Source organism: Priestia endophytica, assembly GCF_026790145.1.
In the GTDB taxonomy this organism is placed as follows: Bacteria; Bacillota; Bacilli; order Bacillales; family Bacillaceae_H; genus Bacillus_I; species Bacillus_I endophytica_A.
Genome location: NZ_JALAMS010000020.1, coordinates 28,426 through 48,317 on the forward strand (window position 1 = coordinate 28,426; position 19,892 = coordinate 48,317).

Genomic DNA, 19,892 nt, shown 5'->3' on the forward strand with positions numbered 1-19,892 from the left:
TTAGTCTCCTTGAATAATTGGTTGTGTGCCAACAATGTTTTCTATTACTTGGTAATAAACCACTAATTTTACTTTACCACTGTCCGTCGTTTGGTGCAAAACATTTTCATCCACGATCTTAACCTCTCCATCAACCTTGCTCAGTAAATCTTCACGAGCAATTTGGAGGCCTCGTTTCACAGCTTCTTTCTTTGTATATTGACGGGTTACTTTTTCGTTTTCCCGAATTACCTGTTTTTCATACTTTAAAGGTGTTTTCCAATTAAAAAAGTAGACAGGCTTTACAATCTTCTCCTTTTTCTTCATTTTATAATCATCATCAAAAAAGCCCCAAAACGGCAGTTTCCCTCCAAACAAGCTCACTGAATGTTTTGTTTTGCTTTCTCCTGTCAATACTTCAAATTCTGTTTTGATTGGCACTTCTACTGTTGATTTATACCATACTTCACCAAGTATTTCCCCTTTGGCAGAGATGGCTTTGCTTTCTTTTTCATTTCCGATCACGCCTGAAACAAGAGTTTGTCCTTTTTCTACATGTTCATTCACTTCTACGATTGGTTGTCCTTTTTCAACAAACATATAGTTAATAATCGCTTTCTTTTTCGCAATAAGATTTTGAGGCGAAGATCCTTTTGATTCTTTTGGAGCCTTTTTTTCTACAACTTGAAAATGATAAGAAGTTCCCCGTAGCTCAACTCCAATCCACGTAATATCTTCGATGCCGTCCGTGATCTTTTTTTGAAGGGTTTCAGGATCGTCAATTGCAAACTGACTTTTTCCTACTTTCACGCCAAGTTCGTCCAATTTCTTCATAATCTCATGCTCTGTTTTAGGGTTAGCCCCTTTTATCTCTATACTCCACACCATGTTTGATAAAAAGAGGATGACAAATAAGCACAGGAGCGTACCACATACAAACCCAACGTTTTTTAACAAGCGTTTTTGCCAAAAAGGAGCACCCTCACTTTTAGTAAAGTGAATTTTGCAAGGGTGCTTGCGGATGATTGTACGAATTTTTGATAAATCTTTCAATAAAAAAGTGGCTCTTACTTCTCCTTCATTTTTAAACTGTACGTTAAGAACTGAAATATCTTGTCTTGTACAGTCATTCAAAAATCGCTCAATACCTTCACCAGTTAGTTTTAAATGAATTTTTCCTACCCAAAAATGCAGCCATTGATTTTTCATGAAGAACCTCCTATTGATCAATATAAAGAACTTGATCGATCTTCCCTTCTACAATGATCTCTTCCGGTAAAATCGCTTTTATAACAAGATCTTCACCTCTTATAATAAGTTGGTTATACTTTAAGAGGATCCGAATTTCTTTATCTGAAAATGCTAAGAGTCCTTTATGATTCTCTATGTAAATGTGGATATGGCCCACCATCGTAATACGCGCCAAATCCATCGTTACATCTTGGGGTAGTTCCATTTGTCGAGTCATCCATCTCTCCAAGTGCTGTCTCCATTTTTTAGGCATAAAAGAACCCCCTTTCATCTCATATTTATGAAAAAAGGGGGAAATTATCACCGTAAATTATGTTTTCGTTTTGCTCTTGGCTTACCTAATATTTCAGACCAAATCATTCCTTCAACAGCTTTCTTCCTCGAAAGCCCTATTTTAGGCTTTTTGCTCCATGTTTTAGTGGAAAGAGTAGACGCTTTCTCAACGCTTTTAAGAGCACTCTTGTAGCGTTCTTTTGCTTCACGAAGTCTTTTCTGCTGTTCTTCTCTTTCACGCTCAAAAGCGGAGTGTGTTTCTTCAACACGATGTGGCTGTGATACCTCTCTTTTCTGTTCTTCTTTCATTTCAACAGGTTGTCGTTCTCTCTGCTCTTCGGTTTTTCCAAGCGCCTTTTGAATAATTCCCCAAATAAAGCCAAGAACTGCAATCACAATTACGATATTACTTAACAGAAAGTCAATGAGTGTATCCACTTCTCCACCTCCATTCCATCATAACCATGACTATACTGTTTATTGATCTTCATCATCGTCTTTTGTTAGTTTGCCAAATGAATCACGCATATCTGTGTCTGCGTCAATATTCTTAATGTTCATGTAATCCATTACACCAATGTTACCTGAACGAAGCGCTTCTGCCATTGCAAGTGGAACTTCCGCTTCCGCTTCAACAACTTTAGCACGCATTTCTTCTACACGTGCACGCATTTCTTGCTCTTGAGCAACGGCCATTGCACGACGCTCTTCTGCTTTGGCTTGCGCAATGTTTTTATCTGCTTCAGCCTGATCTGTTTGCAGAACGGCCCCAATATTTTTGCCAATATCGATGTCTGCAATATCAATCGATAGAATTTCAAATGCTGTCCCTGAATCAAGCCCTTTACTTAATACAGTTTGAGAAATCATGTCCGGGTTTTCAAGCACCTTTTTATGATCTATTTGTGAACCAATTGTACTAACAATCCCCTCACCAACGCGGGCAATCACTGTATCTTCTCCAGCTCCCCCAACAAGGCGATCGATATTTGCACGAACCGTTATTCTTGCTTTCGCTTTTACTTCGATTCCATCCATCGCTACCCCTGCAATAAACGGCGTTTCAATAACTTTTGGATTAACGCTCATCTGTACGGCTTCAAGAACATCACGTCCAGCTAAATCAATAGCTGCACAGCGTTCAAAGCTTAAATCAATATTAGCACGGTGTGCAGCAATTAGCGCGTTAATAACGCGGTCAACGTTACCACCTGCTAAGTAGTGACTTTCAAGCTGATTAATCGTTACTTCTAGCCCAGCTTTTTTTGCTTTAATTAACGGATTCACAACGCGTGACGGAATAACGCGGCGAAGCCTCATTCCTACAAGAGTAAAAATACTCACTCTCACACCTGCAGCTAATGCTGAAATCCACAGCATTACTGGAACAAAGGTGAAGAAAACCCCTAATAGAATAATCCCTAATCCAATTAAAATAAGTACGGTAATGTCCATCTTATTCCTCCTCTATTTCTTCTTTGATGGGTCTTACAACAATACGTGAGCCTTCTACCTTTATAATTTTCACTTTTATATCTGAACCAACGTAGCCTCCCTCTGTTACGACGTCTAGATATTCTTCGTTTAAAAGAACGGTTCCAGACGGCCTGAGAGGCGTTGTTGTAATCCCTTGCTGTCCTATTAAATCTTTGCGATCCCGGCTTGAAATATAGCCTTTTTCAGTGCTTGTGGAATCACTTAACACAAGCTTTCGGAACCCATTTAATCTACGTTTAAAGAACTTCATTAATATAAATGCCCCCCCAATCGCTACAATAGCAGCAATCGCAATTGAAATAGCCATAAGCATGTAACTTATTGTAGCCATAAAGAAACTTGTAAATATTGCGCCTAAACCAATAATTCCAATAATGCCTCCAGGTAGAAAAACTTCTAAAAAGAGGAGAACAAGCCCAATAATAAAGAGAACGATTGTTTCAATTCCTGCAAATCCGGCAATCATATGACCAAAGAAAAATAATAGAAGTGATACAATTCCTACAAATCCAGCTAATCCAAATGTTGGCGTAAAAAGCTCAATAATAAGGGCTAAACTCCCTATTGAAAGTAAAATAGGTACAATAATTGGATTTGTTACAAAGCGAGCAATCTTTTCGGAAACGGACTCATCAACTGTTGTAATCGAAGCATCACTATAACCAAGCTTTTGTAGTAAACTGTCTAAATTCTCTTCTGTTCCTTTTGAATAGCCAACTTCGAGTGCGTTCTTAGCTGTTAATGTTAACAATTTATCTTCCCCTGCTCCATACTCAGGTACATTCACAGATTCATCCGCCATTGCTAATGCATATTTTGAATCAACTCCATAGCTGTTTGCAGCAGATTCCATTGCAGCGTTCCAGCGTGATTGTGCTTTTTTACCTGCTGTATTTCCATCCATTGTAATAGGTGCAGCGGCTCCCATAACAGCGGATTTTGTCATATAAATTTCATCTGTGTTTAATGCAATGTAGGCTCCTGCCGAAAGGGCCTCATTATCTACAAATGTAACGATTGGAATTTTTTCGTTAGAAAAGCGCTTTCCAATATCAATAGCACTATCAACCGCTCCTCCAGGTGTGTCCATTTTGATAACAATTAAATCAGCTTCAGCCTTTTCTGCTTCATGAAGTCCTCTATTTAAAAATTTATACATTCCTTTTCCAACTTCGTTTTCAAGTGGAATAACGTATACTTTCTTTGAAGCCCCTTGTGATTGACTTGTAAAAGAAAAGAAAGAAAGAACAGAGAAAATAATGGTGAAAAATAATAGGGCTTTTCTCTTCAAATGCTCACCTCCCTTTTTTACCATTATATCTTCTAGCTATCTTTATATACGAATGAACATTGTTTAGGTTCCCACTTTTCTAAATTTATTTTTACAAATGAAAAAAGCATCTTACATAATGTAAGATGCTTTTATGAAAGATGCTCACGAACGAGCTTATTTACTAGTGATCCGTCTGCTTTGCCCTTTACTTTCGGCATTACAGCGCTCATTACTTTTCCCATATCTGATTTAGAAGAAGCTTGTACGTCGGCAATTGCTTTTTTCACAATTTCAGCCACTTCTTCTTCAGTTAACTGTTCAGGCATATACTGCTTTAAAATAGCAAGCTCGTGGTTTATTTTCTCAACCAGGTCGCCCCGACCTGCCTGTTCGAATTCATGGAGGGATTCTTTACGTTGCTTTACCTCACGAGAAAGAATGGTTAACTCATCATCTTCTGTTAAAGGTGACCCACTGTTAATGCTCTCATTTTGAAGAGCTGCTTTGGTCATACGAATAACAGAGAGTTTTTGCTTGTCTTTATCTCTCATCGCCTGTTTCATATCATCATTTAAACGATCGAGAAGACTCATAAATACACCCTCTTTTAAAATTTACGTTTACGTGCAGCTTCAGACTTTTTCTTGCGTCTTACGCTAGGCTTTTCATAGAATTCACGCTTACGTGCTTCTTGCAAAGTACCAGTTTTTGATACTTGACGTTTAAAGCGTCGAAGAGCATCTTCAAGCGATTCGTTTTTACGAACGGTCGTTTTTGACATTCTATTTCCCTCCCTCCGAACAAACCACTACCATCGATTAATTACATGTGAAAAAACATGTCTTTTGCAATTATAATACAAATGATTTTAAAGGTCAACTGTATTCGCACATAAGTTGAATGAGAAAATAACGTCTTTTCTGTCCTAAAAAGTTGGCATAGAAAAACATCTCTTTTCACTATAATGAGAAGAGGTGAAATTTATGATTGAAGTGCTTTCTTTTTTCGCTGTTTTTTTGACAATTTTTCTTTTTGGAATGCTTCTTTTAAAGATAGGACTTCAAAATTTCGAGAACCAACCTTTAAGAAATCAGCTTTCCTTTCTTACCAAAACATCTGCACACAGTTTCCTTACAGGGATACTTATTACATTTATTACTCAAAGCAGTTCTGTTGTTATAATCATTGCCATTGTGCTTGTTTCAGCTAGATTTCTCCCCCTTCGTAAAGCACTATCTGTTACATTAGGAGCAAACATTGGAGCTTGGATTCCTAGCTTCGTCTTCTTTCCTGTTTCAAATTTGGTATTACCACTTTTACTTCTCGGTACATTTCTTATTATGTTATCATCTCGAAAAAGTTTTTCAATTGGCGTTATTCTCTTTGGATTAGGATGTTTAACAGTCGCTCTAAGTGGATGCAAGTCGCTTTCACATACCCTTTTTCCCCTCACTTTTGTACAAGACTCTATGAATGCTTTGTCATCAAACGAACTTCTTGGTTCAATTATTGGAATATTATTAGGCGGAATTATTCAGTCCCATACATTTCTATTTGAAATTGTGCTGGAGGCTATTAAAGAACAAGCCTTACCTTTTAAATCTTCTCTTTTTCTGCTTTGGGGAATTAGTATTGGCACCTCTCTCTTTCCTTTAGTAGCAAGTATTGGGAGTAATAAGGAAGGAAAATTTTTGGCTTTATTTTATATACTAATCAACACGTTAGGAACAAGTATCTTTCTTCCGCTATTCTATGCATTTCATCACATACTCTCGATGCTATTTTTCACAGAAGAAGAATTGTTACGCTTATTTTTCTTAGGTTCTCACATTTTTTTAGCAGCTTTATTTCTTCCACTCATAAAATTGATTATTTATGTTAGAGAGAGAAAAAGTCCTTACCGACCAACATAAAAAAGGAGGTATGGCATAAGCCGCTCCTCCTTAATAATCAGTATCTGCTGTATATCCGTTTACAATGGCAATGCCTGAGCTTGCACCAATACGGGTAGCTCCTGCTTCAATTACTGCTTTTGCTCCTTCTGCATTACGTACACCCCCAGATGCTTTCACACCAACGTCTGGTCCAACTGTTTTGCGCATTAATGCTACGTCTTCTACAGTTGCTCCGCCTGTTGAGAATCCTGTTGACGTCTTAACATAGTCCGCTCCTGCTTCAACTGCAAGTTTGCATGCACGAATTTTTTCGTCCTCTGTTAATAGACAAGTTTCAATGATAACTTTTACAAGAACACCTTTTGATGCTTCAACAACTGCTTGAATATCACGCTTTACTTCTTGATCATTTCCATCTTTAAGAGCTCCAATGTTAATGACCATATCAACTTCTATTGCTCCATTTGAGATAGCATTTTGGGCTTCAAACGCTTTCACTTCAGGCGTGTTAGCTCCAAGTGGAAAACCAATAACTGTACATACTTTTACATCTGTTCCTTCTAATAGAGAAGAAGATAAACTTACCCATGTTGGGTTAACACACACAGAAGCAAAATGATGTTCTTTCGCTTCCTCACAAAGCTTTTCAATTTCCTCTTTTTTAGCATCTGCTTTTAGCAGTGTATGATCAATCATTTTAGCAATCTCTTTTGACATAATATTTGCTCCTTTCAAAGCACCTTATAGTTGTCCGTACCTGTTGATTCTATCATTTTCTCCACAAAAAAACGAGTCGAATTCAATATTTACGAAAAGAAAACTCTGTATCCAGAATATGGACACAGAGTTTTTATTATGAGCTTAGTTTTATATGTTCAGAAGTAAGCGTATCTTCTACAACACGAAGAAATTGTCCTTCATTATATGGATATCCTGATTTCGTAATCTTTACACGAACGAGTTTACCAATCATATCTTCTGTTGCTTGGAATTTTACTTTCAAATAATTATCAGTATAGCCAATGAAAAGGCCACTTTCTGGGTTTTCCTTATCCACTTCTTCTGGGATAACTTCTAACACTTCACCTTCATAGTTTGAAGCATATTCTTTTGCTAGCTGATCTGAAAGTTCAATAAGGCGATGAACTCGCTCATTTTTAATTTCTTCATCAATTTGATCTTCCATGCGAGCTGCTGGTGTTCCCGTACGTTTTGAATATGGGAAAACATGAAGCTCAGAGAAGTTGTAGTCTTTAATAAAATTATAGGTTTCCATAAATTCTTCTTCTGTTTCACCAGGGAAGCCAACGATAACGTCAGAAGTAATGGCAACGCCAGGAAGAGCTTCACGAAGGCGATCAAGTCTTTCACCGAAGAATTCCATTGTATATTTACGACGCATTCTTTTTAAAACAGTGTTAGATCCTGACTGAAGAGGCACATGTAAATGACGCACAACAATGTTAGAGTTGTTTAAAACGTCAATTACTTCATCTGTAATCTGGCTTGCTTCAATAGATGAAATACGAATTCTCTTTAATCCAGCTACTCTCGCTTCTAAATCACGAAGAAGAGCTGCAAGATTATAATCTTTCATATCTTCACCATATCCACCTGTATGAATACCTGTTAACACAATCTCTTTATAACCTGCATCAACAAGCTGCTGAGCTTGACGAATGACTTCTTCTGGATCACGAGAACGCATAAGACCACGAGCCCAAGGGATGATACAGAACGTACAGAAGTTATTACATCCTTCTTGGATTTTTAATGACGCACGCGTACGGTCTGTGAAAGCCGGTACGTCTAGCTCTTCATATACACGATTTCTCATAATATTTGTTACACCGTTAATTGGTTGGCGCTCTTTTTTATATTGTTCAATATACTCAAGCATTTTAATACGATCTTGTGTTCCCACAACAATATCAACACCAGGAATAGCCATAATTTCTGCTGGTGATGTTTGAGCATAGCATCCTGTTACACAAATAACTGCGTCAGGATTTTTGCGAATGGCACGACGAATAACTTGGCGACTCTTTTTGTCTCCAGTATTCGTCACAGTACAGGTATTGATAACATATACATCTGATGTTTGCTCGTATTCAACGCGCTCATATCCGTTATTTTGGAAAAGCTGCCAAATTGCTTCTGTTTCGTAATGGTTTACTTTACAACCTAATGTATGGAATGCCACTTTTGGCATTGTAATCACCTCATTAATTCAGTCTCGTAGGAAACAGCAGAAAGTGCATAAAAAGGAGCTGTTTCTGTACGTAATATTCTTGGTCCAAAGCTGCATGGAACAAAGTTAGCTTGCCTTAACTTTTCCACTTCTTCCTCTGTTAGACCGCCCTCAGGCCCAACAACAATAATAATTGAATCGCCTTTTTGAAGACGTGACAAAATGGAGGCAAAATTAGCTTTCTCACCACGTTTTGCTTCTTCTTCATACGCGACAATCTTATGTGTATACGTCTCACTAACCTCTATAAGCTTATTCAATGAGCATGGTTCAACAACACTTGGAACAACAGTACGATGTGACTGTTCTGCTGCTTCTTTTGCAATCTTTTTGAAACGCTCTACTTTTTTAGAAGCTTTCTTACTATCCCATTTAACAATTGAACGAGCAGCAATGAAAGGGATAAACTCGGCTGCACCAAGCTCAGTTCCCTTTTGGATAACAAGCTCAAGCTTATCCCCTTTAGGCAGCCCGTTCGCAATCGTTACGGAAACAGGAAGCTCTTTTTCTTCTTCCTGCCACTCTTCTACCTCTAAAAGAACACAATCATTTGCTATCTCTGTAATTATACTTAGCGCTGTTTTGCCTTCCTTCGTACAGCAAAGCACTTTATCACCGCTCGTCATTCTCATCACTTTTACAATATGACGAGCATCTTCTCCACAAATCTCAAATTTATTATCAACGTGTTTTTCTACGAAATATCGCTGCATATTTACACCACTTACTGTTCTTTCTTCGCAATAATCGCTACCCAGTCTTCCATCACCATAACTTCTTCAATAAGGAAGCCTGCTTTTGTTAATGCTTCTTTCACTTCTTCTTTCTTGTTCATAATAATACCTGATGTAATAAACGTACCGCCGTTTTTCACAAGCTTATAAGCATCGTCAACAAAACGAACGATAATTTCAGCTAAAATATTGGCCACAATAATATCAGCTTGTCCTTCCACACCATTCAGTAAGTTGTTTTGACCAACTGTTACGACTTCATTCACACTGTTTAGCTCAATGTTTTCACGTGCTGATTTCACCGCTACTTCATCTAAATCATACGCTCGCACATGCGAAGCTTCAAGAAGGGCTGCTCCAATACTTAATACACCAGAACCTGTTCCAACATCAATTACCGTATCATCTTTTTGAACTGTTGCTTCAAGTGCTTGAAGAGACATAACTGTTGTTGGATGTGTTCCCGTTCCAAAAGCCATCCCTGGATCCAATTCAATAATAAGTTCATCTGTACTTACTGGCTCATAGTCTTCCCACGTTGGCACAATAGTAAAACGCTGTGAGATTTTTACTGGGTGATAATACTTTTTCCAAGCTGTTGCCCATTCTTCTTCATGAACTTCACTAATTGTCACTTTATTCAGGCCAAGATCAAAATTATAAGATAAAAGACCATTAATAGACTCTTTAATGCCATCTACTGTCTCAGGAAGAAAACTATTTAGAGGTAAATAGGCTTTTACAATAACCCCGTCATCTGGATAATCTTCAGAATTGAGTTGGTAGATTTCACCAAAAGTTGTATCATACTCCTTCACTAAATCCGTAGGGTCTTCAATTACGACCCCACTTGCACCTGCTTCATGTAAAATATTCGAAATCGGTTCAATTGCTTCATTCGTTGTATGAATACAAATTTCAGACCATTTCATATCTACCAACTCCATTCCATTCTAAATTCTCTTTTATTTTTATATTATTCACCTTTGAACGCGCGTTTCACACGGTCAAAGAATGAATTTTCATGTTCATCAACTGTTTCGCCACTCTCTTCAGCAAAATCGCGGAGAAGCTCTTTTTGCTTTTCAGACAATTTTGTTGGCGTAATAACAAGAATAACAACATGTTGATCTCCTTGGCCATATCCGCGCACATTAGGCACACCTTTACCGCGAAGTCGGAAGTTTGTACCTGTTTGGGTTCCTGCTGGTACTTTAAGTTTTACTTTTCCATGCAGTGTTGGTACTTCTACTTCATCACCAAGTGCTGCTTGTGAAAATGTGATTGGCATTTCACAATAAATGTCGTCTCCCTCGCGCTCAAAAAATTCATGCCCACGAATTGAGAATACAACAAATAAATCTCCTGGAGGCCCACCGTTCACCCCTGGTTCACCTTGACCTGCAACACGCAGCTGCTGACCATCATCAACGCCTGCTGGAATTTTCACGCTGATTTTCTTCTGTTTTTTAACTTTCCCTGCTCCATGACATGTTGAACATTTATCACGAATAATTTTTCCGCTTCCATTACAATGATGACAAACACGACGATTAACAATGCGACCAAATGGTGTATTTTGTTCGACATTTAACTGACCGCTTCCGTTACAGTGTGAGCATGTGTCAACTTTCGATCCTGGTTTAGCACCGCTTCCATCACATGTGTCACACGTTTCTTCGCGCGGAATCTCAATTGTTGTATCTTTTCCAAATGCTGCTTCTTCAAAAGAAAGCGTCATTGTATATTGTAAATCTGCTCCTTGTCGAGGGGCGTTTGGATCACGACGTCTGCCTCCACCGCCACCGAAAAACGAGCTAAAAATATCCTCAAAGCCGAACCCGCCGCTGAAGTCTCCTCCGCCGCCAAATCCACCTTGGTTTGGATCGGTATGGCCGAATTGATCATAGTGGGCACGCTTCTGATCATCACTTAATACTTCGTAAGCTTCTTTAATTTCCTTAAATTTTTCAGGTGCATCCGCATCTTTGTTAATGTCCGGATGATACTTTTTTGAGAGCTTACGATACGATTTTTTAATTTCATCTTTGGTAGCAGATTTCCCTACTCCAAGTACTTCATAATAATCTCTTTTACTCATTCGTTCTCACTCCCGATTCTTCACATAGAGGTAATTGTATCACCAAAACAAACATAGTGGCAACATTAAAAAAACCTCTTTTGTGATGATTAAATGGTTCCTTTTATTCTAATTCCTATCTCAAAAAAAAAGCCAAAGTCAAGGCAAGCCTGACTTTGACTTTTCAATCACACTCTTATTTGCTTTCTTTGTCGTCTTTTACTTCTTCATACTCAGCGTCAACAACGTTATCGTCTTGAGCTGAAGAAGCATCGCCACCAGCTTGCTGCTGTGCTTGTTGTGCTTGCTCATAAAGCTTCATTGTTAAAGCTTGAACGATTTCTTGAAGTTCATCTTTCTTCGCTTTGATTTCTTCAAGTTCGTTTTTCTCAATTGCAGCTTTTAGAGCGTCTTTTGCTTCATTAGCTTTCGTTACTTCAGCTTCATCAACTTTACCTTCAAGATCTTTTAATGTTTTCTCAGTTGTGAAAACAAGTTGATCTGCTTCATTACGTAATTCAATTTCTTCTTTACGTTTTGCATCAGCATCCGCATTTTCTTCTGCTTCTTTTACCATGCGTTCTACTTCTTCATCAGAAAGACCTGAAGAAGACTTGATTGTGATGTTTTGTTCTTTACCTGTACCAAGGTCTTTTGCACTTACGTTTACGATACCATTCTTATCAATATCAAATGATACTTCAATTTGTGGTACTCCGCGTGGTGCTGCTGGAATATCTGATAATTGGAAACGACCTAATGTTTTATTGTCAGCAGACATTGGACGCTCACCTTGTAGTACGTGGATATCTACAGCTGTTTGGTTATCAGCAGCTGTTGAGAACACTTGTGATTTGCTTGTTGGAATTGTTGTATTACGCTCAATAAGTTTTGTGAACACGCCACCCATTGTTTCAATTCCAAGTGAAAGTGGTGTTACGTCAAGTAAAACAACGTCTTTAACATCACCTGTTAAAACTCCACCTTGAACAGCTGCACCAAGTGCTACAACTTCGTCAGGGTTTACACCTTTATGTGGCTCTTGACCAACTTCTTTTTGAATTGCTTCTTGAACAGCTGGGATACGAGTTGAACCACCAACAAGAATAACTTTATTAATTTCATTTTTTGTAACGCCAGCATCTTTAATTGCTTGACGAACAGGACCCATTGTTTTCTCTACAAGGTGTGCTGAAAGCTCTTCGAACTTAGCGCGGCTTAATGTAAGCTCTAAGTGAAGTGGACCTGCTTCTCCAGCTGTGATGAATGGTAGAGAAATTTGTGTTGAAGATACACCTGAAAGATCTTTTTTCGCTTTTTCTGCAGCGTCTTTTAGACGTTGTAGAGCCATTTTATCTTTAGAAAGGTCAATGCCGTTTTCTTTTTTGAATTCTTCTACTAAGTGATCAATGATTACTTGGTCAAAGTCATCTCCACCAAGACGGTTGTCACCCGCTGTTGAACGTACTTCGAAAACGCCATCTCCTAATTCAAGAATAGATACGTCAAAAGTACCGCCACCAAGGTCATATACTAAAACAGTTTGATCTTCGTCTGTTTTTTCTAAGCCGTAAGAAAGAGCTGCTGCTGTTGGCTCATTGATGATACGCTCAACTTCAAGCCCAGCAATTTTACCAGCATCTTTTGTTGCTTGACGCTCTGCATCGTTAAAATAAGCAGGTACTGTGATAACAGCTTTTGTTACAGGCTCGCCAAGATAGTCTTCTGCATATGATTTTAAATACTGAAGAATAACAGCTGAAAGCTCTTGTGGAGTATATTCTTTTCCTTCTACTTCCACTTTATGATCTGTACCCATATGACGTTTGATTGAGATGATTGTGTTAGGGTTTGTAATTGCTTGACGTTTTGCAACTTCCCCTACTTGACGCTCACCATTTTTAAACGCGATAACAGATGGAGTTGTACGTCCACCTTCTGGATTAGGGATTACTTTTGGTTCCCCACCTTCTAATACTGCAACACATGAGTTTGTCGTTCCTAAGTCAATACCAATAATCTTACTCACTTAAGATTCCCTCCTTGAAATATGTAAGTTTTTATTCGTTTACTTTTACCATTGCAGGTCGAATGATGCGATCTTTCAATTTGTATCCTTTTTGTAGTTCTTCTACTACAACGTTTGAATCAAAAGAATCATCCGAAACTTGCATAATTGCTTGATGCTGATATGGATCAAATGGTTGCCCAACAGCTTCAATTGCCTCTACGCCTTCTTTCTTCAGCGCTTCAACAAGCTGATTGTACACCATTGTCATTCCTTTTAGAATAGACTGTGTTTGCTCGTCGTCTGTTTCAACGCTAAGCGCTCTGTCAAAGTTATCAAGAGCAGGTAAAATGTCTTCTGCTAAACTTTGAGCACGATACTTACGCTCTGCTTCTAGATCAAGCTTAGCACGACGACGTGAGTTATCGAAGTCAGCTTGTAAACGAAGATAGCGGTTTTCTTGCTCTTCAAGCTTACGTTTAAGCTCTTCAACTTCGCTTTCTTCAGCTTCTTGTTCTTCAATGCCCTCTTCCTGTCCTTCAACAGGCTGAGATTCGTTTGCTTCAGCTTCAATATCCTCTTGTACTTCATCTTTAGCTTCTACTTCTTCATTGATTACGTTTTTTTCGTTTGACATGCCTGTTCACCTCCCTCTAATGGCTAAAATAACTTTTATCAATATTTCCCTTGTTACTCTTTTTGATACAAGTGTGTTAATGCTTTAGAAAGGTCACTTGTAATAAGCTGTAACAAGCTAATAATACGTCCATACGGCATTCTTGTTGGCCCTAAGATAGCAATTGTGCCAAACTGCTGAGCTTTTATAGAATACGTGGCAGTAATTAAACTGCATTCATCCATTTGGGCCATATTAATTTCACGACCTATTTTCACCTGAATCCCTGCTTCATCTGTGTGAAGTAAAGGATAAAAAGGATCTCCTTTTTCCATCACTTCAAGCAGAGAACGCATTTTAGACACATCGTGAAATTCAGGCTGTGTCAAAATATTAGTTTTGCCCCCAATATAAATCTTTTGAGAACTTGGAAACGTCAAAATACCATCAAGCATTTCGATTGTTTCTTCGTAGTTTTCCAAGTGCGATTTTAACAGAGTAGCAACTTCTTTGTAAATCTTATCATGCAATTCACTAATTGGAACATCAACAAGTCGTTCATTTAAAATATTTACCATCTTTTCTAAATCGCTTGAGTGAACAGCAGAAGGTAATGTAATAGTTTTACTTTCTACATATCCTGTATCCGTTACAATAATTGCAACAGCCATTCCTTCTGAAAGAGGTAAAATTTGGAGCTGACGTACTTTGTGACTCACTGCACTAGGTCCTAAAGCAATGGACGTTAAATTCGTCATCTCTGAAAGAATTGTTGCTGCATTTTGAACTACTTTTTCAAGTTCAAAAACTTGCTCAGCAAAAAGTGATTTAACAACTTTCATCTCTGATCCTGTTAAAAGCTGTGGAGACAGCAGATGATCAACATAATAGCGATAGCCCTTCTCACTTGGAACCCGCCCAGATGAGCTGTGGGTCTTTTCAATAAATCCAAGCTCCTCTAAGTCCGCCATTTCATTACGAATCGTTGCAGAACTAAATTGAATAGTATCTTTCTTAGAAAGAGTTCTTGATCCAATTGGCTGAGCAGACTGAACAAAGTCATCAACAATTGCTTGTAGAATCAATAATTGACGCATTGTAAGCACTTGACATCACCTCTGTTAGCACTCTAGTTAGATGAGTGCTAAATCTATTATTAAGTTACCAAATCAGATTGTGGCTGTCAATAATTTAGATAACACCAATAAATTGTGAAAAAACTTCGTTACCAAGAAGTTTTCCTTGACGAGTTAGAAATACGCGTTGTTCATCTTCTTCAAGAAGCCCTCTCTTTTTCAAATCTTCAATCTGTTCATAGAAAATGCTACCCATTGACCGAGAAAACTTTGTTTCGAAAATGGCTTTGTTCACGCCCTCGCCTTTTCTTAACCCAAGAAACATTTCCTCTTCCATCTTTTCAGCTTCTGTTACTTTATGCTCTTCAATATAAGCATGTCCTTTTTCTTCCACAGCATGAATATATTTTTTTAAAGGTCCTGCATTCGCTCGGCGTACCTCATTCATATACCCATGTGCACCAGCACCTATTCCAAAATATTCGTTATTCTCCCAATACGTTAAATTATGTTTGCTTTCAAAGCCCTTTTTCGCAAAATTACTAATTTCATATTGCTCATATCCTTCACTTGCTAGTGTATCCATTAAGTATTCATACATTTCAGCTTCTTTTTCTTGAGGAAGCAAGTGAAGCTTTCCTTTTCGATGCAAATTATAGAATACAGTCTTCGGTTCTACAATAAGTGAGTAAGAAGAGATGTGAGGAACATTAAGTGAAACGGCTTTTTCAATAGACTGCTTAAAGTCTTCCATTGTTTGACCTGGTAAGTTATACATGAGATCAATGCTTATATTATGAAACCCATGCTCTTTTGCTTGTGCAATAACTTGTTCAACTTGACTGTTAGTATGCACACGCCCAATTTTTTTTAAAAGCTCTTCGTTAAATGTTTGTACACCGATGCTTAATCTATTTACTCCATACTTTTTCATCAGTTGAAGCTTTTCTACTGTTAATTCATTTGGATTTGCCTCAAATGTATACTCTGTTTCTTCATCAAACGGTAAGTATTTTTTTACTCCTTGTAAAAACACTTCAAGCTGCTCTCCTGTTAAAGCTGTTGGTGTTCCTCCTCCAACAAAGATCGTTTTAAAATAATCTGTTGGAAAGTTTTCCATTGTTTTTTGCATCTCTTTATTTACAGCTTCTAAATATTGTTCAACAGGCTGATTTTCAAAAAAGACTTTATTAAAATCACAGTAGTGACAAATGTGATGACAAAACGGAATATGCAAGTATGCAGCGTGAATCATACGGTTTCACCTCTTTATATGATTAAAACATAGCGAATACCGCAGAGCAGGCTCTGCGGTATTCGTCTTTCTTATTTATCGTCTTCGTCCATTTGAAGTACAGCCATGAAAGCTTCTTGTGGTACTTCAACAGATCCGATTTGTTTCATTCTCTTCTTACCTTCTTTTTGTTTCTCTAACAGCTTACGCTTACGAGAAATATCTCCTCCGTAACATTTAGACAATACGTTTTTACGAATTGCTTTAATGTTTGAACGAGCTACAATCTTTTGACCAATGGCAGCTTGAATTGGAACTTCAAACTGCTGGCGAGGAATTAATTTTTTCAGTTTTTCAACGATGACTTTTCCACGTTCATATGCAAAGTCTCTATGCACGATAAAGGATAGAGCATCAACATTTTCACCGTTTAACAAAATATCCATCTTCACAAGCTTAGATTCTTTATATCCAATCAACTCATAGTCAAATGAAGCATAACCTTTTGTATTTGACTTAAGCTGATCAAAGAAATCATAAACAATTTCAGAAAGTGGAATTTCATATACAACGTTCACTCGGTTTTCATCCAAGTATTGCATATCAATGAAATCACCACGTTTACGTTGACAAAGTTCCATAACTGGACCGACATAATCGTTCGGAACCATAATTGTTGCTTTCACATAAGGCTCTTCAACATGATTGATTTTCTGCGCATCAGGCATATTAGATGGGTTGTCAATGGTTAAACGCTCATCACTTGTTGTATGCACTTCATAAATTACGCTTGGCGCTGTTGTAATTAAATCAATGTTAAATTCACGCTCAATACGCTCCTGAATGATTTCCATATGAAGAAGTCCTAAAAATCCACATCGGAAACCAAACCCTAACGCTTGTGATGTTTCAGGCTCAAATTCTAGCGCTGAGTCATTTAATTCAAGCTTCTCAAGCGCATCACGAAGGTCGTTGTATCTTGCAGAATCAACAGGATAAAGCCCACAGAACACCATTGGCTTTAAGCGACGGTAACCTGGAAGAGGTTCCGATGCCCCGTTTTTCACGTGAGTAATCGTATCCCCTACGCGTGTATCTCCTACATTTTTAATGGCTGCTGTCAAGAATCCTACGTCCCCAACGCTTAGCTCATCTTTTGCAATAGGTTTTGGATTAAAAACTCCAAGCTCTGTTACTTCAAATTCCTTGCCTGTTGCCATCATTTTAATTTTGTCTCCTACTTTAACAGAACCTTCTACGATTCGGATGTAGGCAACAACCCCTCTGTAGGGGTCGTATAATGAATCAAAGATAAGAGCTTGTAACGGACCGAACGGATCTCCTGTTGGTGCAGGAACTTTTTTAACGATTTCTTCTAAAATTTCTTCGATTCCGATTCCCGCTTTTGCGGAAGCAAGAACAGCTTCTGATGCATCTAAACCAATTACATCTTCTACTTCTTGGCGAACGCGCTCAGGCTCTGCACTTGGCAAATCAATTTTATTAATAACAGGTAAAATTTCAAGATCGTTATCAAGTGCTAAATAAACGTTCGCTAACGTTTGAGCTTCAATTCCCTGTGCTGCATCTACAACAAGAATGGCCCCTTCACAAGCAGCTAGGCTTCGCGATACTTCATATGTAAAATCGACGTGTCCAGGCGTGTCGATTAAATGGAAGATATACTCCTCACCATCGCTAGCTTTATATGTTAACTGAACGGCATTCAACTTAATTGTAATCCCGCGTTCACGTTCTAAATCCATTGAATCTAAAAGTTGTTGCTTCATTTCACGCTGTGACAGCGCATTCGTTTTCTCTAGAATCCGGTCTGCTAGCGTCGATTTTCCATGATCAATATGAGCAATAATGGAAAAGTTTCGAATGCGTGACTGACGCTCTAGCTTTGCTTGTTTATCCATACGTATCCACACTCCTACTAAACTACACAATACACTAGCATAAATTATAACAGTGTATTGGTAAAGATTCAATCTTATTCAACGTAGGGTGCACTGTTTTGCATCTTATACAATTCCATCAATAAAATTAAAAAAGGCATCAACTCCGCCTTTTACCATTTTTGATAGATGCTGACCTGTAGAAGAAAAGATGTTGAATGCTTTTCGTTCTTCAAGCATTCTTTGCTTCTCTTCAATGTCAAGAAGCTCTACATTCTCTCCTAACACTTCGGCTTCTGCATATCCTCGGTCGTTTTTCTCTACGGTTAAAGCGTTTGAGAAGTTAGGATCATCATAGCCCTTCATTTTGATAAGCCCTTCATTAGACACCTGCATTCCAACTAATACCCCAAAAGCAAGCAAAAGCGTGATAAAAAAACATTTTATAAAAAAACGAAACATTTTTTCGCCCCCACTTTTTGTGATTTACTTTCCATTATGACTAATCAACGGTTTTTTCATACAAAAGCATGAGAGGATAGCAGGGTGTTAACACCTTAAACATACCAAAATGTTCTACTCTCTCATTTTCTCTATCATAACTATGTGAGAAATAGAAAGAGTAGAACATCTCATAGATTTTTAATGGGTATATGAGCCGAAGTTTTCTTGATCAATCTTTTCATGTAAAGCCGCATTCAGTCCACCTGCTAATACATTAGCCATTGATCCAATAAAAGAATCTACTTCCTTTGGGGTGACCATTAAATTGTGCCCAAGTGGAGAAAGAACTTCATGAATAAGGCGACGTTTCTCTTCTTCTTCAAGTGTCCCTACAACTCCCATATACGTTTGTCTTTCTTGTTCACTTGGCAAATCTTCATCTGTTAACGTTCTTTTTTCTCCAAATGTCATACCAGCTGGAACAAGCGATTTAGACGGTTTTCCTTGTTCACTTTGTTCGCGCCCTAAATGCTTTAAGATAAAATCAATTGTATCGCTTGTAATAGAAACAGCATCTACAACCGTTGGAATGCCGATTGCAATTACAGGAATACCAAGCGTCTCATAGCTAAGCTCTTTTCGTTTGTTGCCAACTCCAGAGCCTGGATGAATCCCGCTATCAGCAATCTGAATGGTTGCATTCACTCTTTCAAGAGAACGTGCAGCAAGTGCATCAATAGCCACAACAAAATCAGGATTTACCTTTTTTATAACTCCGTCAATAATGTCACTTGTTTCAATTCCCGTCACCCCCATCACTCCTGGAGTTAGCGCACTTACTGATCTAAATCCTTCTTCAACACTTTCAGGCTCGATTTTAAATAAGTGACGTGTAATGACGAGATTTTCTGTTACAAGAGGACCAAGCGCATCAGGAGTAACATTTCGGTTTCCTAAACCAACGATAAGACAGCTCATTTCCTTTGTGACTCCAATTCCTTCTAAGAAATGATGAAACTCTTTAGCAAATACCCTCTCCATTTCTTCCTGAAGTTCTGTATCTTGATTACGAATTCCAACTGTTTCAAGTGTCAAATATTGCCCTTTCTTCTTCCCCATTTTTTCAGCGCCTTCTTCTGTAATCTCTACAGAGGTAATTTTTACGCCGCCATCTTCTCTTTCTTTGATAATAACTCCTTCTATTGCACCTTCACTTTCTTTAACATTTGCTTTTGTTTCTCGTTCTTGGACAAGCATCTCATGTTCTTCAATAGCTAAATCCGTTCTGACTCCATATTTACTTAAATCTAATTTTTCGCTCACTTTTTTTCCTCCTTCTTGCGAATCATATGGATAGTTTCACCTATTAGAATCTGTTCA

General features: G+C 38.1%; 20 protein-coding genes. 1 reads left to right on the forward strand and 19 read right to left on the reverse strand.

Translation table 11 applies throughout. The features are described from left to right. The 7 genes from yqfD to rpsU all read right to left on the reverse strand — a co-directional run bounded on the left by yqfD (position 1) and on the right by rpsU (position 5,054). Positions 1 to 1,188 carry a sporulation protein YqfD gene (gene yqfD, locus MOC86_RS16435; protein ID WP_268585122.1) on the reverse strand — a complete coding sequence of 396 codons (1,188 nt, stop codon included), beginning with the start codon at positions 1,186 to 1,188 and terminating at the stop codon, positions 1 to 3. Positions 1,189 to 1,198: 10 nt separating this feature from the next. Next, positions 1,199 to 1,483 (reverse strand): sporulation protein YqfC, encoded by a 285-nt coding sequence (yqfC, locus tag MOC86_RS16440; protein ID WP_268585123.1) that lies wholly within the window; start codon positions 1,481 to 1,483, stop codon positions 1,199 to 1,201. A gap of 47 nt (positions 1,484 to 1,530) precedes the next feature. Next, positions 1,531 to 1,941 carry a hypothetical protein gene (locus MOC86_RS16445; protein ID WP_268585124.1) on the reverse strand — a complete coding sequence of 137 codons (411 nt, stop codon included), beginning with the start codon at positions 1,939 to 1,941 and terminating at the stop codon, positions 1,531 to 1,533. Positions 1,942 to 1,980: 39 nt separating this feature from the next. Next, positions 1,981 to 2,958 carry a flotillin-like protein FloA gene (gene floA, locus MOC86_RS16450; RefSeq protein WP_061802026.1) on the reverse strand — a complete coding sequence of 326 codons (978 nt, stop codon included), beginning with the start codon at positions 2,956 to 2,958 and terminating at the stop codon, positions 1,981 to 1,983. A gap of 1 nt (position 2,959) precedes the next feature. Further along, positions 2,960 to 4,291 carry an NfeD family protein gene (locus MOC86_RS16455; protein ID WP_268585125.1) on the reverse strand — a complete coding sequence of 444 codons (1,332 nt, stop codon included), beginning with the start codon at positions 4,289 to 4,291 and terminating at the stop codon, positions 2,960 to 2,962. Positions 4,292 to 4,422: 131 nt separating this feature from the next. Beyond that, positions 4,423 to 4,866 carry a GatB/YqeY domain-containing protein gene (locus tag MOC86_RS16460; protein WP_019391432.1) on the reverse strand — a complete coding sequence of 148 codons (444 nt, stop codon included), beginning with the start codon at positions 4,864 to 4,866 and terminating at the stop codon, positions 4,423 to 4,425. A 14-nt stretch (positions 4,867 to 4,880) separates the two neighbouring features. Next, positions 4,881 to 5,054, reverse strand: coding sequence for a 30S ribosomal protein S21 (gene rpsU / locus MOC86_RS16465; RefSeq protein ID WP_019391431.1), 174 nt, complete (start codon positions 5,052 to 5,054; stop codon positions 4,881 to 4,883). A gap of 202 nt (positions 5,055 to 5,256) precedes the next feature. Here rpsU and MOC86_RS16470 point away from each other — a divergent pair, with 202 nt between their 5' ends. Then, the gene (locus MOC86_RS16470) at positions 5,257 to 6,186 is read left to right on the forward strand and encodes a Na/Pi symporter (protein ID WP_268585126.1); all 930 of its coding nucleotides are present in this window, start codon (positions 5,257 to 5,259) and stop codon (positions 6,184 to 6,186) included. 30 nt (positions 6,187 to 6,216) lie between these two features. On the opposite strand, the gene deoC is transcribed toward MOC86_RS16470, so the two are convergent. The 12 genes from deoC to gpr form a co-directional block, all read right to left on the reverse strand. After that, positions 6,217 to 6,885 (reverse strand): deoxyribose-phosphate aldolase, encoded by a 669-nt coding sequence (gene deoC / locus MOC86_RS16475; protein ID WP_268585127.1) that lies wholly within the window; start codon positions 6,883 to 6,885, stop codon positions 6,217 to 6,219. Positions 6,886 to 7,021: 136 nt separating this feature from the next. Further along, the gene (mtaB, locus tag MOC86_RS16480; RefSeq protein ID WP_268585128.1) at positions 7,022 to 8,380 is read right to left on the reverse strand and encodes a tRNA (N(6)-L-threonylcarbamoyladenosine(37)-C(2))-methylthiotransferase MtaB; all 1,359 of its coding nucleotides are present in this window, start codon (positions 8,378 to 8,380) and stop codon (positions 7,022 to 7,024) included. A 5-nt stretch (positions 8,381 to 8,385) separates the two neighbouring features. Then, the gene (locus tag MOC86_RS16485) at positions 8,386 to 9,132 is read right to left on the reverse strand and encodes a 16S rRNA (uracil(1498)-N(3))-methyltransferase (RefSeq protein ID WP_268585129.1); all 747 of its coding nucleotides are present in this window, start codon (positions 9,130 to 9,132) and stop codon (positions 8,386 to 8,388) included. Between the two features lie 11 nt (positions 9,133 to 9,143). Further along, complete coding sequence (prmA, locus tag MOC86_RS16490) at positions 9,144 to 10,085, reverse strand: 50S ribosomal protein L11 methyltransferase (protein ID WP_268585130.1); 942 nt, start codon at positions 10,083 to 10,085, stop codon at positions 9,144 to 9,146. 44 nt (positions 10,086 to 10,129) lie between these two features. After that, positions 10,130 to 11,254 (reverse strand): molecular chaperone DnaJ, encoded by a 1,125-nt coding sequence (gene dnaJ, locus MOC86_RS16495; protein ID WP_268585131.1) that lies wholly within the window; start codon positions 11,252 to 11,254, stop codon positions 10,130 to 10,132. Positions 11,255 to 11,429: 175 nt separating this feature from the next. Next, the gene (dnaK, locus tag MOC86_RS16500; protein ID WP_040056820.1) at positions 11,430 to 13,262 is read right to left on the reverse strand and encodes a molecular chaperone DnaK; all 1,833 of its coding nucleotides are present in this window, start codon (positions 13,260 to 13,262) and stop codon (positions 11,430 to 11,432) included. A 31-nt stretch (positions 13,263 to 13,293) separates the two neighbouring features. Next, complete coding sequence (gene grpE / locus MOC86_RS16505) at positions 13,294 to 13,878, reverse strand: nucleotide exchange factor GrpE (RefSeq protein WP_019391423.1); 585 nt, start codon at positions 13,876 to 13,878, stop codon at positions 13,294 to 13,296. 53 nt (positions 13,879 to 13,931) lie between these two features. Beyond that, positions 13,932 to 14,963 carry a heat-inducible transcriptional repressor HrcA gene (gene hrcA / locus MOC86_RS16510; RefSeq protein ID WP_019391422.1) on the reverse strand — a complete coding sequence of 344 codons (1,032 nt, stop codon included), beginning with the start codon at positions 14,961 to 14,963 and terminating at the stop codon, positions 13,932 to 13,934. 85 nt (positions 14,964 to 15,048) lie between these two features. Next, positions 15,049 to 16,188 carry a radical SAM family heme chaperone HemW gene (gene hemW / locus MOC86_RS16515; RefSeq protein WP_268585132.1) on the reverse strand — a complete coding sequence of 380 codons (1,140 nt, stop codon included), beginning with the start codon at positions 16,186 to 16,188 and terminating at the stop codon, positions 15,049 to 15,051. A gap of 71 nt (positions 16,189 to 16,259) precedes the next feature. Continuing rightward, positions 16,260 to 18,089 carry a translation elongation factor 4 gene (lepA, locus tag MOC86_RS16520; protein ID WP_040056822.1) on the reverse strand — a complete coding sequence of 610 codons (1,830 nt, stop codon included), beginning with the start codon at positions 18,087 to 18,089 and terminating at the stop codon, positions 16,260 to 16,262. 105 nt (positions 18,090 to 18,194) lie between these two features. Further along, complete coding sequence (locus MOC86_RS16525) at positions 18,195 to 18,530, reverse strand: YqxA family protein (protein ID WP_019391419.1); 336 nt, start codon at positions 18,528 to 18,530, stop codon at positions 18,195 to 18,197. Between the two features lie 180 nt (positions 18,531 to 18,710). After that, positions 18,711 to 19,835 carry a GPR endopeptidase gene (gpr, locus tag MOC86_RS16530; protein WP_019391418.1) on the reverse strand — a complete coding sequence of 375 codons (1,125 nt, stop codon included), beginning with the start codon at positions 19,833 to 19,835 and terminating at the stop codon, positions 18,711 to 18,713. Positions 19,836 to 19,892 lie beyond the last annotated feature (57 nt).